The sequence below is a fragment of the Chryseobacterium salipaludis genome, assembly GCF_022968825.1.
GTDB lineage: Bacteria > Bacteroidota > Bacteroidia > Flavobacteriales > Weeksellaceae > Kaistella > Kaistella salipaludis.
Genome location: NZ_JALHKS010000003.1, coordinates 277,626 through 293,086, shown reverse-complemented (window position 1 = coordinate 293,086; position 15,461 = coordinate 277,626). Strand labels below are relative to the sequence as shown.

Sequence of the window (15,461 nt, the reverse complement as noted above, 5' to 3'; positions counted from 1 at the left end):
TTAAGTTTTCATCAAAGTAAATTTAGGTTTTTATTTACAATCATTTCCCCGAAGAGATAGATCTTCCGTGCATTGGAAACCCGGATGCGCTTCTGCATCAGCTGTTCTGCTTTGGTACGCCGGATTTTTTTAAATAAATTAAAATAATATTTATACGCCATAAAAACAGCAATTTTACTTGAGATCGGCAGCTGCGTAATCCCTTTTTTCGCGTGGGCAAAATCGCGGGCAATATCCTGCTCAATTTCCGCTTTATCAGCCGCTGAAAAATTCTTAAAATCAATATTCGGAAAATAGGTGCGGTCCAGATCATTAAAGTCCGCACTGATATCCCGCAGAAAATTAATTTTCTGAAAGGCAGCGCCAAGGCTTTGTGCATACGGTTTTAGCCGTTCGTACTCCGCATCATTGCCATCCACAAAAACTTTCAGGCACATAAGCCCGACCACTTCCGCAGAACCGTAAATGTATTCATTGTACCGCTCATCATTCAGGTTTTTAATTTTCCCTAAATCCATGCGCATGGAATGCAGAAAAGAGTCAACCAAATGCTGTGGAATGTTTTTCTCGCGCTGTGTACGGCAAAAAGAATTTAAAATCGGATTCAGCGAAATGCGGTTCTCTCTCGCTGCTTTATAACTGTCCTCAAACTCCTGCAACAGTCTGGATTTATCGTAATCGTGAAATGTATCTACGATTTCATCAGCCAGGCGCACGAAACCATAAATATTATAAATATGCTGGCGTATCTCAGCATGGAAAAGAGTAGAGGCACGGGAAAAAGAAGTGCTGTACCGTTCGGTTACCATCTGCGACGTACTGTTGCAGACATCCTGGTAAATAGCGAAATTGTTCATATGCTGAGAATTTTGTGTTTCTGTTTTTTGATGTATTCTGTCACCACCTTTCCGGAAATCAGTGCCGGCGGAACCCCCGGGCCCGGTACGGTGAGTTGTCCCGTGTAGAAAAGATTTTTAATTTTTTTGTTGGATATGCTCGGCCGCAGGACAGAGGTCTGAAGCAAAGTATTAGCCAAACCATATGCATTGCCGCGGCAGGAATGGTAGCGGTCTTTAAAGTCCTGAACGCCAAAACTTTTTTTGAATAATACAGATGGTCTCAGATCTATTCCTGTATTCTTTTTGATTCGATCCATAATTACCTCGAAGTATTGCTCATGAACTTCAGGGCTGTCTTCCAAATCGACCGCTACCGGAATGAGAAAGAAGCCGGTTTCCTTGCCCGCCGGGCATAAGGAATCATCGGTTTTTGAAGAAAAATTGGCGTAAAATAAGGGTTTTGCGGGTAATTGCGGTGTATCGTAAATTTCCGCTGCATGATGTTCAAAATCCGTATCGAAAAATAAATTATGATGCAGCAGTTCTGGTACGGGTTTATCAAAGGCAACGTAATATAGAAAGGAGGACGGCGCAAAGGTTTTCTTGTACCAATATTCTGTGGTATAGTTGCGCAGTTCCTTCGGCAGCAGCTGTTCGGTGTGCGCATAATCAGCACCGGAAACAATAACATCTGCGGAAAAAACACCTTGTGCGCATTCGACACCGGTTGCGTAACCGTCTTCACACCTTATTTTCCGCACTTCCTGATTACAGTGAAAGCGCACGCCGAGTTCTTCCGCCAGCTTCGCCATGCCCAGCGCCACAGCATTGAAACCACCTTTCGGATACCAGGTTCCCAGGCCGAAGTCTGCATGGTTCATAAAGTTATAAAAAGCCGGCGTTTTGTCTGGTTTCGCACCAAGGAACAAAACCGGAAATTCCAGAATGCTGCGCAGCTTCGGATTTTTGATGTTGCGACGAACCGTTTGTGAAATGTTTTGCACAAATAAGGGCAGGCGGGCAACCGTTTGCGGACTCACCAGTTCCAGCAAAGATTTACCGGGATTATAAACCAGGTCCTGCATTGCTATTTCGTAATTTCGTTTGGCTTCATCCATAAACTTACGAAGGTGCCTGCCACTGCCCGGTTCGATCTTTTCAAAAGTTTTTATGATTTCTTCCGGCTCATCAGAGATATCAATATAATCTCCTTTACCGAACACAACACGATAACCCGGCGAAAGCTTTTTCAATTCATAATACTGCGAAACTTCTTTCCCAAAGTCAGCAAAAAACCGTTCGAAAATATCCGGCATCCAATACCAGCTGGGCCCCATATCAAACCGGAAGCCTTCCATTTCCAGTATGGAAGCGCGGCCACCGATTTGTTCATTCTTCTCCAGCACATCCACAGCATAACCATCTTTTGCGAGATAGCAGGCAGCGGCCAGCGAAGAAAATCCGGATCCAATGACGACAGCATTTTTCATAATCTACATTTGTGATAGAACAAAACTATACTTTTATTTTCATATTAGAAAATATATTTACTAAATTTGTTTCATCAAAAACAAATTAATATGCATTCTTCTGAAATAAATCGTGAATTACTGATGGAGCTGTACGCAGATGTGGTGCTGAGAAATGGCACACCACCGGCCAGTGTTTATCAGTTCTGCCAACAACATCAAATAGCCGAGCCGGAGTTTTATGCTTGCTTTGGTTCTTTCCGAAACCTGGAACAAAGCTATTTTCCATTTTTTATGAAACGCACTCTTGAACTTATTTCTGGCCATCAGTATTCAACTGATGATGCAAAAGAGCGGCTGCTGACCTTTTATTTTACATTCTTCGAGCAACTTGCGATTAACCGCAGTCTGGTTTTATATCTGCTGCAGGAGAAACCGAGCCGTGCAGACCGGTGGCGCAACGTGCAATCCGCTAAAAAACTATTTTCTGACTATATCAAAAATCTTGCCCTTCCGCATTATATTAAAATGGAAGAGGTACGGTCGCTCAGCGATTTCCATAAAGTGCAAAGTCGTGCGACCGCCGATGTTTTCTGGGTACACCTGCTATCTGTTTTAAAGTTTTGGCTGGAAGATGACAGCCCGCGCTTTGAGAAGACCGATGTTTATATCGAAAAATCTTTAGACACAGCCTTTTCCCTGCTCGATATCAGTCCTGCGCGCAAGCTGGCTGACCTTGGTAAATTTCTGTATCACGAGAAAATCCGTCCGTTTATATGAAAAGCTTAGACCGAATTCCTGTTTCTAAAATTGAGCGCGCTGCCAAGATTTTGCAGACGGGTGCCAAGGTGGGCGTGAACTACCTTAAATATTATGGCGACCAGGTAACCGGCAGCCGCGAACAGGCGCGCGAGCAACTGGATCGCAATAACGCGTCGGATATTTATGACAGCTTGAAGCAAATGAAAGGCAGCGCGTTGAAGGTAGCACAAATGCTCAGTATGGAAAAAAATATGCTGCCAACCGCCTATGTTGAAAAGTTTTCGCTGGCACAGTTTCAGGTCCCGCCTCTGTCCGCGCCACTAGTGGATAAAATGTTTTCTGCTCAGCTGGGGAAACGGCCTCAGGAATTTTTCGATACATTCAATCGCCAGAGTACGCATGCGGCCAGCATTGGCCAGGTGCACGAAGCCACTAAAAACGGGCGCAAACTTGCCGTTAAAATTCAGTATCCGGGCGTTGCCGAAAGTATTTCTTCGGATTTGGCGATGGTAAAACCGCTGGCATTAAAGTTATTTAACATAAAAGCTGAAAATTCAGATCGTTATTTCCGCGAAGTAGAAGGAAAACTGCTGGAGGAAACGGATTACCGGCGAGAAATTCACCAGAGTATGGAAATGGCCGCGCAGTGCGTACACCTGCCCAATCTTCGGCTGCCACAGTATTACCCGCAATGGTCTTCTTCCAAAATCATAACAATGGATTGGATGGAGGGAATTCATCTGGCTGAGTTCACGAAGCAGAATCGCAGCCCGGAATCGCGTGCTCTGGTGTCGCAGACATTGTGGGATTTTTATATGTTTCAGATTCACGGTCTGCATCGCGTTCATGCGGATCCGCATCCGGGGAATTTTTTAGTAGACCGGAATGACAGCTTAATTGCACTTGATTTTGGGTGTATGAAGCACATTCCTGCGGAATTTTATAATCCCTACTTTGCCTTGTCGAAACCGGAAAATCTGGATGATCCTGCACGTTTTGAAGAACTGATGCATGAACTGGAACTGTTATCAGATGAAGACAGCGAGGAAGACCGCGTGTTTTTCAGTGATTTATTCCATGAATTGTTTACGCTGTTTTTCACGCCTTTCCGCTATGATTACTTTGATTTTAGAGATGCGGAATTTCTCAATGCTCTATCGGACCTGGGCCAAAAGTATGCGAAAAGCGCTGAACTGAGAAACCGGAGTGCAGACCGGGGTTCACGGCATTTTATTTATATGAACCGTACGTTTTTCGGGCTCTATAGTTTGATGAATAATCTGCACGGCGGACCTGTTCGCGTGTATAACTACCAGCAATATCTTAACTAATCATTGGAAGTACCATCAAAATCTGTTCATATGAAAAATATTCTCATCATCGGGGCCGGCAAAGGAATCGGGCTGGCGTGCGCCTGGAAACTGCGGGAAAACAACCTGATCACAGTTTCGCGACATGAAACACCTGAGCTGGCAGCGCTGAACACAAAATTTATCCCGCTGGATGTGGTTAAAGATTCTCTGGAAACTCTTGAAGTGCCCGAAGTATTGCATGGGCTGATTTACTGTCCCGGGTCCATTGTGCTAAAACCTTTTCAGCGGTTAACAGAAGATGATTATCGTGCAGATTTTGAACAAAATTTTATTGGTGCAGTAAAGGTGATTCACAAGTGCCTGTCAGCGCTGAAAAAAGCGGATGGCAGCAGTATTGTATTGTTTTCCACCGTCGCAGCAAAACTGGGAATGCCTTTCCACACATCAATTTCTGCCAGTAAGAGCGCGATTGAAGGTTTGGCTAAAAGCCTGGCGGCAGAAGTTGCTTTGCAAAAAGTTCGCGTAAACGCCATTGCGCCATCGCTGACGGATACCAGCTTATCTGCGGCTTTATTGTCCACTGAGCAAAAGCGCGAAGCGGCCGATAAGAGGCATCCGTTGCAGCGCGTGGGAACACCGCAGGATATTGCAGCGCTGGCAGCATTTTTAATGTCGGATGAAAGTTCCTGGATGACCGGACAGGTAATTGGCCTGGATGGTGGTATGGGGAGTATTAAAAGTTAGTAAATTTGTAATATGGAATTAGACACAATTGTACAATTGCTCACCGAGCTTGAAAAGTGCCAGAGCACGCGTCCGTCTGGAACCATTACTTTGGAAGACTTCCGCCTTTTCCTGAATGAACAGGCTTACCAACGCGAGAATCCGGAAAATCTGACTGAAAAATATGAACTGGATGTGAATGATTTGGAAAATCAGATTGCGAAACAGGTGATTATGCTGGGCCGCTACAGTAAGCATTTGATTAAAAAGTCCTTAGACAAACATCCGGAGTTGGTGAATGAAGATTTCACCTATCTCTACCGGATGATGGATTACGATTCATTAACGAAAATGCAGCTCATTGATAAAAATGCGCATGAGAAACAAACAGGAATTGAAATCATCAAAAGGCTCGTGAAACATGGCCTGTTGGCAGAAAAGCCCGACACCAAAGACAAGCGCAGCACGAGAATATCTGTTACCGCGAAGGGAAGGGAACTTTTTAACGCTTCCATGAAAGATATCACGACAGTTTCCAAAGTAATGTGCGGCCGGCTTTCCGAAAAGGAAAAGGAAGACCTGCTGAGAATGCTGAAAGAGTTAAATACATTTCACCACACTATTTATACGACGCGACGCACGGAGGATCCGGCAGAATTTTTAAGCTTGCTGGGAAGTGAAAACTAGGCTTTCACTTTACTGGATGCGCCGGGATTTGCGGCTGGACGATAATCATGCTTTATACCGCGCACTTTCTGAAAAGGAGCCGGTTCTTCCTCTTTTTATATTTGATACCACAATCCTGGATCAACTGGAAAACAAGGAGGACCGGCGCGTTGATTTCATCAGGCAGCATCTCGGTGGGCTTCAGGATAAACTTGCCTTAAAAGGAAAAGCAATTGCGGAATACCATGGAAAACCGCTCGATATCTTTAAAAAATTAGTGCAGGATTATGATGTCGCGGCGGTTTATACCAATGAAGATTATGAACCTGTTGCAATTAAAAGGGATGCCGAAATTTGCGATTTTTTAGAGGGAAAAAACATTTCTTTTTATAGTTACAAAGACCAGGTGATCTTCGCGAAAGACGACATTGTAAAAGCAGATGGAAGCCCGTACAGCGTGTACACGCCTTATTCAAAAAAATGGCTGGAACACTGGAAGGAAAATCCACAGAAACCATATCCGAGCGAAAGACATTTGGACCAGCTGGTAGACAGCAGATTTAAAAGGCTTAGTTTAAAGGATATTGGTTTTGAAAGCACGGGCGGCAGCTGGAAAGTTCCTCAACTAACCGATGCATTTCTGAAACGATATGCCGAGATCAGAAATACGCCTTCCGAGCATACCAGCGAACTCAGCGTGCATCTCCGCTTTGGAACGATCGGCATCAGGAAGTTGGTGGAAAGAGTAGGAGACAAGAGTGAAGTTTTTCTGAAAGAACTGATCTGGCGGGAATTTTTCATGCAGATTTTATATCATTTTCCAAAGGTGGTTACTCATTCTTTTCGTGCGGAATACGACAGTATTCCGTGGGAGCACAATGAAGATCATCTCTCAAAATGGCAGCAAGGCAAAACCGGTTATCCCTTAGTAGATGCCGGAATGCGCCAGCTGAACAAAACGGGATATATGCCGAACCGCGTCCGGATGGTCTGCGCCAGTTTTCTGACCAAACACCTGCTGACCGACTGGCGTATCGGTGAAGCCTATTTCGCAGTTCAATTGCTGGATTATGATCTGTCTGCCAACAATGGAAACTGGCAATGGTGTGCCGGCAGCGGCGCCGATGCCTCCCCGTATTTCAGGGTTTTTAATCTGGAAGAACAGCAAAAGAAATTCGACCCTGAATTTATATACATTAAAAAGTGGGTGCCGGAATTCAATACGACAGAATATCCCCAACCAATAGTCGAGCACAAAGCTACGCGGGAAAAAGCGTTAAATACCTACAAAAAGGCGTTACAAAAAAGCTGATTACTGCAAAACACAAAGGCTGGCCGGCTGTACCTGTATGTGAACCGGCGAACTAATTTCGATGTAATCGCCATCCAGATGCCAATCCCGGCTGTTCACGGAAAAGCTAATATCTGCGGTTGAAATGTAGGATATATATTCATCCTCTTTTAAGGTTCCTGCAAATAATCTGGCAGCGAAGATGGCTCCGTACCAAAGCGGAAATTTCTTAACCAGGACAATTTCAGCAAGTCCGTCCGTAGTGGTCGCGTGTGGAGCAATAAAGGCATTGTTTCCAAACTGACGGGTGTTGGCCACATTAATCATCAGATATTTACCTTTGCGGCTTACGTGTTTTTCATCCTCAAACTTAATCTCTACAGGCTTATACGAAAAAAAGGTTCGTAAAGAAACTTTAACATAATTCCAGAGTCCACGGTTGGTTTTTTCAAATAATTTAGTGACGACGCCATCAAAGCCGACGCCTGAAACATTGATGGATAAGTGTCCGTTCACGGTGAAGGTATCAATCCGGCGGTATTGTTTGCCTTTAATTTTACTTAGAAGTCCGTCAATATCTTTATCAAACTGATGCTCGCGCGAAAATCCATTACCGGAACCGCCCGGCAAAATGGCTAAAATTTTATCCGAATGCGCCAGCTGGCACGCTACTGAGGTAATGGTCCCATCACCGCCTACAGCAATAAAAATATCCGTGTCGTTCCACTGTTTTTTGATAAATTCATGCGTGTCCTGCGCCGATCTGGAAAGCAGGATACGGTCATCGTGCAGCACCTTCTGAAAAGCCTGTAAGGCAGCGTGATATTTACCCTTGGAGGAGTTTGGATTGATGATGCAGGCAACGTTTTTCATGCTGCAAAAATAGCAATACGTTGCTTATAAAGACAGTCTCTCACGGAAGGATTGTGTCAGCATCGGTTTAATGTCGGAAAAAGGCACTTTGATCAAAACCGGTCCGGCTGCATAGGCCGCAATTTCATATTGATTGTACAGAAAATACAGATTTTGGTTATCAAAGTAAAAATTGTTGTTCAGCGGAATCTCTTTCACCAACAGCATTTCACTTTGTCCGGTGCCGAGATCATTTTTAAGAAAGTGATCCATCAAAATCCTCGACCATACCTGGGAATCCTGATTTTCGACCACATCACTCAGCTGTAAGGTTTTATTATTCTTTAAATCAAAAACTTTATAAATTTCGTTATAATAACCGTGGGCACCACCACTGTAGCCGTCGGATTTGTATTGGATAGTAAGAAAATCATGTTCGCGTGAAAATGTTTTCATGTGGCTGCTCTGGTTCCACGTTTGGTGAAAAGTTGGTTTAAAGTCAGCTAATGTTTTCCTGATGTCATCATAATATTGCTGCGCAGAAGCTTTTAAGCCCGCTTCCAGTTCGCTGCGTGAATAGCCATTTAATTGCAGATTGGCAGGTTTGTAAAGGGAATCAAGAAGTGCCTTATCAGCCGTACCGTCAAAGGTGGGAACCGTGGACTCAAACAAAGCGGTGAGATTTTTATCCAGCTGAACAGAATCCCGAAATATAACCGAATCGCTTTCCTTAAATTCTGGTTTTTGCACGGCAACCGTATCTGTCCCGGTACCGGAATGTTGTACTTCAGTTGTTTTTTTACAGGCTGCAAGGGAGAGCAGCAGAACGGGAAAAGCGTACCATATTTTTTTCATAATTTAAATAATGTTTGTCGTAAAGGATGCAAATATCAGGCAAAAAGATAAAAAAACTGCCCGAATGGACAGTTTTTAAAATATAGTATTTGATGATGCAGCGATTATACATCAATCTTGGCATAAATCGCATTCTTCTCGATAAAGTCACGGCGCGGCGGAACTTCATCGCCCATCAGCATGGAGAATACATTATCAGCTTCTGCCAGGCTTTCAATCGTTACTTGTTTCAGAATTCGGTGTTCCGGATTCAGCGTTGTATCCCACAGCTGCTCCGGATTCATTTCCCCGAGACCTTTGTAACGCTGCACTTCTACGCCTTTTCCGTCCGGAGCGAGTTCCAGCGTCAGCTCTTCTCTTTCCTTTTCATTGTAAGCATAAATCTTCTTATTTCCTTTTTTCAAAAGATAGAGTGGCGGTTGGGCAATATAGACGTAGCCATTCTCAATCAGCTCTTTCATATAACGGAAGAAGAACGTCAGAATCAGCGTACTGATGTGCGCCCCGTCGATATCAGCATCGGTCATAATTACAATTTTATGATAACGCAGTTTGCTGATATTTAGGGCTTTGGAATCTTCTTCAGTTCCGACGGAAACGCCCAGTGCCGTGTAGATATTTTTGATTTCATCATTATCATACACTTTGTGTAGCATGGATTTTTCCACGTTCAGAATCTTACCCCGCAGTGGCAGGATCGCCTGGAAATGACGGTCACGGCCTTGTTTTGCCGTTCCGCCTGCCGAGTCACCCTCTACCAGGAACAATTCCGAAATGGCCGGGTCTTTGGAAGAGCAGTCTGAGAGTTTTCCGGGAAGGCCGCTGCCGCCCATCGGCGACTTGCGCTGAACCATTTCGCGGGCCTTTTTTGCGGCCTGCCGTGCTTTTGCAGCGAGAACTACCTTCTGAACGATTTGCTTCGCTTCATTCGGGTGCTCTTCCAGGAAGTTGGTCAGCATTTCGCCCACGATTTTATCCACGGCACCGCTTACCTCGCTGTTTCCAAGCTTGGTTTTGGTCTGGCCCTCAAACTGAGGTTCCATCACTTTCACCGAAATAACAGCGGTCAACCCTTCGCGGAAGTCATCACCGGTTACTTCTACTTTCTCTTTAGCGGGAAGCCCGAGCTCATCAGCAAATTTCTTGAGCGTACGCGTAAGCGCACGTCGGAAACCGGCTAAGTGCGTTCCTCCTTCGTGTGTATTAATATTATTTACATAAGAGTGCAGGTTCTCATTATATGAGGTGTTATAACGCATCGCCACTTCCACCGGAATATTATCCTTGTCACCTTCCATAAAGATGACGTTGTTCATAATGCTCTCACGGTTGCCATCGATGTACTCTACAAACTCCTTAAGACCGCCTTCTGAATAAAAGACCTCATGTTTCACAACGCCTTCTTCGTCTACCAGTCGTTCATCGGTCAGCGTAATACGGATGCCTTTGTTCAGGTAAGAAAGTTCGCGCAGTCTGCTGGCAAGTGTATCATAACTGTATACGAGTTCATGGAAAATAGAATCATCCGGCTGGAAAAATACTTCAGTTCCGCGTTCTTCGGTTACATCGATTTCGCGTACATCTTCCAGCGCATGGCCTTTGGAATAATTTTGCTGATAAACTTTACCACCGCGGAAAACCGTAGCCACCAAGGAAGTGGAGAGGGCATTCACACAGGAAACCCCGACACCGTGCAAACCTCCGGAAACCTTGTAGGAATCCTTATCAAATTTACCACCGGCGCCAATTTTCGTCATAACAACTTCAAGCGCAGATTTTTGCTCTTTCTCGTGAAAGTCCACCGGAATCCCACGGCCGTTATCACGTACCGAAATTCCGTTTCCTTCATGAATGGTTACCATGATCGAATCACAGTATCCTGCCAATGCTTCATCAATGGAGTTATCCACTACTTCATACACCAAATGGTGCAAGCCACGCGTTCCGACATCACCGATGTACATGGACGGACGCAACCGCACGTGTTCAATTCCTTCCAGCGCCTGAATACTACTGGCCGTATATTCTTTTTGACTCATATTCTATATTTATTTGAACGGCAGTTATCAGCTGCCGGCTGTCGACTTTGTATTAAAACCAATCCTTGAAAATACCGCCGTTTCAGCGGTATAAAAAAGACTAACAAATATACGAAAAATACGCGGAATACGAAAGGTTCTCAGCTGTTCAAATACAGTAATTAGCGGCATGAAAAATCCCCGCAGAGCAGGGATTTAAAAGTTATCTATGATGATGAATTTAAAGTGCCTGCATAAACAGTCCTTCCTCTGATTTCTCCACCTTAATGAGTTCCAGTTTGGTGAGCCCTTTGGTGGCTTTGTCCCACTTTTTCCCCGAAAGTTGGCTGCGCTCTTTAACTTCATTTAAAAGCATCGGCGCTTCCTGCGAGGCCAGGATTTCAATGATTACTTTTTCATCTTCCCCAAGTTCAACCTGCGCTGTTGTTTTTTCGGGTTTCATCTGCGGGAAAAACAAAACTTCCTGAATGGATGGATTATTTGTCAGGAACATAATCAGGCGGTCCATGCCGATTCCTAAGCCGGAGGTCGGTGGCATACCGTATTCCAGAGCACGCAGAAAATCGTTATCGATAAACATGGCTTCATCGTCACCTCTTTCGGATAAGGCCAGCTGTGCTTCAAAACGCTCCCGCTGATCAATCGGGTCGTTTAGCTCCGAGTAGGCATTGGCAATCTCCTTGCCGCATACCATCAGTTCGAAACGCTCCGTGAGGCCTTCCTGGCTTCGGTGCTTTTTGGTCAGTGGCGACATTTCTACCGGATAATCTGTAATAAAGGTGGGCTGAATGAAATTGCCTTCACACTTTTCACCAAAAATTTCGTCAATGAGTTTTCCTTTGCCCATGGTGTCGTCCACCTCAATACCGATAGACTGCGCGAAGTCAAATAATTCTTTTTCAGTTTTACCGGTAATATCGAAACCTGTAAATTTCTTGATGGCGTCCGTCATGGACACACGTGGGTAGGGCGCTTTCCAGCTGATTTTGTGTTCGCCAAACTCGGACTCCGGACTGCCGTTCACCTGTGTGGCACAGAACTCCAGCAATTGTTCGGTGAAGTCCATCATCCAGTTATAATCTTTGTAGGCCACGTAGATTTCCATCACCGTGAATTCCGGGTTGTGGGTGCGGTCCATTCCTTCATTACGGAAGTTTTTCGCAAACTCATAGACACCGTCGAATCCGCCCACGATCAGTCTTTTCAGATACAGTTCGTTCGCAATACGGAGATATAATGGTATATCCAGCGCGTTGTGATGCGTGATGAAAGGCCGCGCGGCTGCACCGCCGGGGATTTGCTGCAACACCGGGGTTTCCACTTCGAAATATCCGGCATCATTGAAAAAATTACGCATCGCCGTGAACAACTTGGTGCGTTTCATGAAAACTTCTTTCACCTGCGGATTCACTACCAGGTCCACATACCGCTGGCGGTATCTTAATTCAACGTCATTGAAGGCATCGTATGTATTTCCATCCGCGTCTGTTTTAGGCAACGGCAAAGGACGCAATGCTTTTGCAAGAACCGTCAGGTTTTTTACCAGCACTGTTTTTTCGCCTACCTGTGTGGTGAAGAGTTCACCTTCGATACCGATAATATCACCAATGTCCAGCAAGTGTTTATATACTTCATTGTAGAGCGTCTTATCGTCGCCAGTACAGATTTCATCGCGGTTAAAATATACCTGGATACGTCCTTCGGAATCCTGCAATTCCGCAAAGCTGGCTTTCCCCTGAATACGTCGGCTCATCAGGCGGCCGGCGAGGCACACCTTTTTTCCTTCTTCATAATTTTCCTTCGCGGAAAAGGTCGTGTCGGTTACTTTATATTCGGCGGCTGGGAATGGTTCGATGCCCAGATTTCGGAGGGCTTGTAACTTTTCGCGGCGTATGATTTCCTGTTCGGTTAATTGCATGGATTATAAGTATATGTAAAAGAATGCAAATTTAATTAAAATTTCAGCAAAAGCCAGCTGCCGGCCGGGCATAAAAAAAGCAACCTTTAAAAGGCTGCTGTTTTCTTTCGTTGCGTGGTGATTACTGTACTACTGCTGTAGAATCAGTTACCGTTGGAGCAACTACCGCTGCAGAGTCAGCAGGCATCATTGCAGTGCTGTCCATCATTGGAGTAGTGATGCTGTCCGGTTCAGTCATCATTGTGTTTGTTTCATCAACAGATTCTTTTTTTGCACAGCTCGCCATGATCAGACCACCAACGAACGCGATTGCTAATAATTTTTTCATAGTAAAATTTTATTTGTGGCAAAACTAAACTAATTTGAGATACCAGCAAATATAAATTTAAGATTTTGTAAATTTTATTTTTTAATTTTTTTTCATAATTGTTTGGATTATCTGAAAACATATCTATATTTGCTGTAATGAATCTAACAGTACAAAATACTTGGTGGTGGCTTTCAAACTCTCTTAGGGTCTGAGGCGAATCTTTGTATTTTGTTTATATAAGCATATAAAAGACTTTGGCGGGACCCGCTGAGGTCTTTTTTTTTATTTCAAAATTAAAAATTAACATGAACTTTTCAGAATCTTTTCCCTTTAAAACGACGGTAAAAACAGTGATGAGCGATCTCTTCACGCCGGTCGGAATTTACCTGCGGCTGCGCGACCGCTTCCGTGATACTATTCTGTTGGAAAGCGCCGGAAATCAGAATACGGAGAATAACTTTTCTTTTATCGCAGTCAATGCCATCGCGGGAATTGAGATAGAAAACCGTCGTTCCGCGGAAGTGAAGTTTCCGGCAGGGGAGCCATTCAGCATCGATCTCGAAAATCAGAAACTGACGGATGTTCTCCAGGAGTTCAGCGACTGTTTTCGATCGGAGCCGGCAGCTCACCCAATGGCAAAATACGCGCAGGGATTGTACGGATACATTTCATATGATGCAGTTTCTTTCTTTGAAAAGATTGATATTCAGCAGGCAGAAAATCAGATTCCGCTGTTGCGCTACAGGCTGTATCAGGTCGTGATTGCAATTAATCATTACAATGATGAAATGTTCATTATCGAAAATAAATTCAGTGGCCTGAAATCGCCTGTCCTCGAAATTGAAAACCTGATCCATCAGAAGAATGCACCGGTGTATCCGTTTAAGACCATCGGCGCAGAACAAAGCAATTCGAGCAGCGAATATTTTCTGGAAATTACCGAAAAAGCAAAACAGCACTGTTTCCGCGGCGATGTTTTCCAGCTGGTTTTAAGCCGCCGTTTCCGCATTCCTTTCGCCGGTGATGAGTTTAATGTGTACCGCAGCCTGCGGACAATCAATCCGTCGCCGTATCTCTTCTTTTTTGATTACGGAGATTATAAATTAATCGGTTCCAGCCCGGAGAGCCAGCTTATTATTAAAGATAACAAAGCCATTATTCATCCGATTGCAGGTACATTTCGCCGGACCGGAGATGTGGCGGCGGACCTGCAGGCAGCGGAAGAATTAAAAGCCGACGCAAAAGAGAACGCAGAGCACACCATGCTTGTGGACCTTGCTCGTAATGACCTAAGTGTCTTCGGAAACGAAACGCACATCAGCAAATTAAAAGAAGTGCAGTTTTTTTCACACGTGATTCATCTTGTCAGTGAAGTGTGCGCGACACTCCCTACAAATCAAAATCCTTTTGAGGTAATCGCGGCCACATTTCCGCAGGGAACACTGAGCGGTGCGCCGAAACACCGGGCGATGCAGCTGATTGACAAATATGAGCAGGTTTCCCGATCGTTTTATGGCGGGGCCATCGGTTTTACCGGTTTCGACGGCAGCTGCAATATGGCGATTATGATCCGCACGATGCTGAGCAAAAATAATGAACTCATTTACCAGGCCGGCGCCGGAATCACGGCAAAGTCGGAGGCACATAACGAATTGAAAGAAGTAGATAACAAGCTGAATGCACTGCGTGCGGCGATAGAACGTGCCGAAAAAATTTAAATAAAACAAAGATGAAAACACTTGTACTTGATAACTACGACAGCTTCACCTATAACCTGGTGCAGATGATCGAGCAGGTTACCGGACTGCGTCCCGACGTCTACCGAAACGACGAAATAACGCTGGCAGAAGTTGGAGTTTATGATAAAATTGTGCTCTCACCCGGGCCGGGTATTCCCGCTGAGGCCGGAATTTTATGTGACCTTATTCGTGAGTATGCCGCCACGAAATCGATTCTCGGCGTGTGTCTGGGACAGCAGGCGATTGCAGAAGTATTCGGGGCGACGCTGGTGAATCTTAGCGAGATTTTCCACGGGGTGGCAACCGCTGCCACTTCCTGTGTTTCGGAAGCTCCACTTTTACGGGGCCTGCCGGCTGAAATAGAAGTAGGCCGCTACCACAGCTGGGCTGTCTCTGAGCTGGATTTTCCGGAAGAATTGCTGATTACGAGCCGTGATGCCAACGGTATTATTATGTCCCTGCAACACAGAACCTGCGATGTACATGGTGTGCAATATCACCCCGAAAGCATCCTGACGCCCAACGGCAGAAAAATACTGGAAAACTTTTTCGGCGCGTCCATGCCGCAATAGGGATAGACGCGTAAATCCTGCGGCGACACAGGAGCCGCAGATTGCAGCAGATAGCCCGGCCCCGGCGCGGCTGGCCAAGGATGGGCGAGGGGATTGCCCCAATAAAAATATTT

The 15,461-nt window shown here is 45.0% G+C and carries 14 protein-coding genes; 7 read left to right on the top strand and 7 right to left on the bottom strand.

Annotation, left to right across the window (positions count from 1 at the left end):
- Nucleotides 1-11: 11 nt before the first annotated feature.
- Together MVI27_RS06880 and MVI27_RS06875 are read right to left on the bottom strand one after the other, a co-directional pair.
- A complete protein-coding gene (locus MVI27_RS06880; protein ID WP_246960072.1) occupies nucleotides 12-857 on the bottom strand; it encodes a phytoene/squalene synthase family protein in 846 nt (281 codons plus the stop codon).
- Nucleotides 854-2,329, bottom strand: coding sequence for a phytoene desaturase family protein (locus MVI27_RS06875; RefSeq protein ID WP_246960071.1), 1,476 nt, complete (start codon nucleotides 2,327-2,329; stop codon nucleotides 854-856). The genes MVI27_RS06880 and MVI27_RS06875 overlap by 4 nt, the downstream gene beginning before the upstream one ends.
- A gap of 90 nt (nucleotides 2,330-2,419) precedes the next feature.
- Between MVI27_RS06875 and MVI27_RS06870 the strand changes: the two genes are divergently transcribed.
- Genes MVI27_RS06870 through MVI27_RS06850 form a run of 5 tightly spaced genes read left to right on the top strand, consistent with a single transcriptional unit; the run spans nucleotide 2,420 to nucleotide 7,084 of the window.
- Complete coding sequence (locus tag MVI27_RS06870) at nucleotides 2,420-3,088, top strand: TetR family transcriptional regulator C-terminal domain-containing protein (RefSeq protein ID WP_246960070.1); 669 nt, start codon at nucleotides 2,420-2,422, stop codon at nucleotides 3,086-3,088.
- Nucleotides 3,085-4,401, top strand: coding sequence for an ABC1 kinase family protein (locus MVI27_RS06865; protein ID WP_246960069.1), 1,317 nt, complete (start codon nucleotides 3,085-3,087; stop codon nucleotides 4,399-4,401). Before MVI27_RS06870 ends, MVI27_RS06865 begins: the two co-directional genes overlap by 4 nt.
- A 30-nt stretch (nucleotides 4,402-4,431) precedes the next feature.
- Nucleotides 4,432-5,127, top strand: coding sequence for an SDR family NAD(P)-dependent oxidoreductase (locus MVI27_RS06860; protein ID WP_246960068.1), 696 nt, complete (start codon nucleotides 4,432-4,434; stop codon nucleotides 5,125-5,127).
- A 12-nt stretch (nucleotides 5,128-5,139) separates the two neighbouring features.
- Nucleotides 5,140-5,793, top strand: a complete 654-nt coding sequence (locus MVI27_RS06855; protein WP_246960067.1) for a MarR family winged helix-turn-helix transcriptional regulator — start codon at nucleotides 5,140-5,142, stop codon at nucleotides 5,791-5,793.
- On the top strand, nucleotides 5,783-7,084 hold the full coding sequence (locus MVI27_RS06850; protein ID WP_246960066.1) for a cryptochrome/photolyase family protein: 1,302 nt from the start codon (nucleotides 5,783-5,785) through the stop codon (nucleotides 7,082-7,084). Before MVI27_RS06855 ends, MVI27_RS06850 begins: the two co-directional genes overlap by 11 nt.
- Here the strand turns inward: MVI27_RS06850 and MVI27_RS06845 are convergent, their stop codons facing one another.
- The 5 genes from MVI27_RS06845 to MVI27_RS06825 all read right to left on the bottom strand — a co-directional run bounded on the left by MVI27_RS06845 (nucleotide 7,085) and on the right by MVI27_RS06825 (nucleotide 13,055).
- Entirely contained in the window at nucleotides 7,085-7,936 is an 852-nt protein-coding gene (locus MVI27_RS06845) for a diacylglycerol/lipid kinase family protein (RefSeq protein WP_246960065.1), read from the bottom strand. It abuts the gene before it with no gap.
- A gap of 24 nt (nucleotides 7,937-7,960) precedes the next feature.
- Nucleotides 7,961-8,770: an RsiV family protein gene (locus tag MVI27_RS06840; protein WP_246960064.1), complete on the bottom strand. Its 810-nt coding sequence runs from the start codon at nucleotides 8,768-8,770 to the stop codon at nucleotides 7,961-7,963.
- 104 nt (nucleotides 8,771-8,874) lie between these two features.
- Nucleotides 8,875-10,809, bottom strand: a complete 1,935-nt coding sequence (gene gyrB, locus MVI27_RS06835) for a DNA topoisomerase (ATP-hydrolyzing) subunit B (protein WP_246960063.1) — start codon at nucleotides 10,807-10,809, stop codon at nucleotides 8,875-8,877.
- A gap of 220 nt (nucleotides 10,810-11,029) precedes the next feature.
- The gene (gene lysS / locus MVI27_RS06830; RefSeq protein ID WP_246960062.1) at nucleotides 11,030-12,727 is read right to left on the bottom strand and encodes a lysine--tRNA ligase; all 1,698 of its coding nucleotides are present in this window, start codon (nucleotides 12,725-12,727) and stop codon (nucleotides 11,030-11,032) included.
- 121 nt (nucleotides 12,728-12,848) lie between these two features.
- Nucleotides 12,849-13,055: a hypothetical protein gene (locus tag MVI27_RS06825; protein WP_246960061.1), complete on the bottom strand. Its 207-nt coding sequence runs from the start codon at nucleotides 13,053-13,055 to the stop codon at nucleotides 12,849-12,851.
- A gap of 287 nt (nucleotides 13,056-13,342) precedes the next feature.
- On the opposite strand from MVI27_RS06825, the gene MVI27_RS06820 reads away from it, so the two are divergent.
- Nucleotides 13,343-14,755 (top strand): anthranilate synthase component I family protein, encoded by a 1,413-nt coding sequence (locus MVI27_RS06820; protein WP_246960060.1) that lies wholly within the window; start codon nucleotides 13,343-13,345, stop codon nucleotides 14,753-14,755.
- Between the two features lie 11 nt (nucleotides 14,756-14,766).
- Nucleotides 14,767-15,348, top strand: coding sequence for an anthranilate synthase component II (locus MVI27_RS06815; RefSeq protein WP_246960059.1), 582 nt, complete (start codon nucleotides 14,767-14,769; stop codon nucleotides 15,346-15,348).
- The last annotated feature ends 113 nt before the right edge of the window (nucleotides 15,349-15,461 follow it).

What these genes read in the sequence shown, in the direction of transcription:
- MVI27_RS06880 (WP_246960072.1), bottom strand. Translation starts at nt 857, where the DNA reads ATGAACAATTTCGCTATTTACCAGGATGTCTGCAACAGTACGTCGCAG.
- MVI27_RS06875 (WP_246960071.1), bottom strand. Translation starts at nt 2,329, where the DNA reads ATGAAAAATGCTGTCGTCATTGGATCCGGATTTTCTTCGCTGGCCGCT.
- MVI27_RS06870 (WP_246960070.1), top strand. Translation starts at nt 2,420, where the DNA reads ATGCATTCTTCTGAAATAAATCGTGAATTACTGATGGAGCTGTACGCA.
- MVI27_RS06865 (WP_246960069.1), top strand. Translation starts at nt 3,085, where the DNA reads ATGAAAAGCTTAGACCGAATTCCTGTTTCTAAAATTGAGCGCGCTGCC.
- MVI27_RS06860 (WP_246960068.1), top strand. Translation starts at nt 4,432, where the DNA reads ATGAAAAATATTCTCATCATCGGGGCCGGCAAAGGAATCGGGCTGGCG.
- MVI27_RS06855 (WP_246960067.1), top strand. Translation starts at nt 5,140, where the DNA reads ATGGAATTAGACACAATTGTACAATTGCTCACCGAGCTTGAAAAGTGC.
- MVI27_RS06845 (WP_246960065.1), bottom strand. Translation starts at nt 7,936, where the DNA reads ATGAAAAACGTTGCCTGCATCATCAATCCAAACTCCTCCAAGGGTAAA.
- MVI27_RS06840 (WP_246960064.1), bottom strand. Translation starts at nt 8,770, where the DNA reads ATGAAAAAAATATGGTACGCTTTTCCCGTTCTGCTGCTCTCCCTTGCA.
- gyrB (WP_246960063.1), bottom strand. Translation starts at nt 10,809, where the DNA reads ATGAGTCAAAAAGAATATACGGCCAGTAGTATTCAGGCGCTGGAAGGA.
- lysS (WP_246960062.1), bottom strand. Translation starts at nt 12,727, where the DNA reads ATGCAATTAACCGAACAGGAAATCATACGCCGCGAAAAGTTACAAGCC.
- MVI27_RS06825 (WP_246960061.1), bottom strand. Translation starts at nt 13,055, where the DNA reads ATGAAAAAATTATTAGCAATCGCGTTCGTTGGTGGTCTGATCATGGCG.
- MVI27_RS06820 (WP_246960060.1), top strand. Translation starts at nt 13,343, where the DNA reads ATGAACTTTTCAGAATCTTTTCCCTTTAAAACGACGGTAAAAACAGTG.
- MVI27_RS06815 (WP_246960059.1), top strand. Translation starts at nt 14,767, where the DNA reads ATGAAAACACTTGTACTTGATAACTACGACAGCTTCACCTATAACCTG.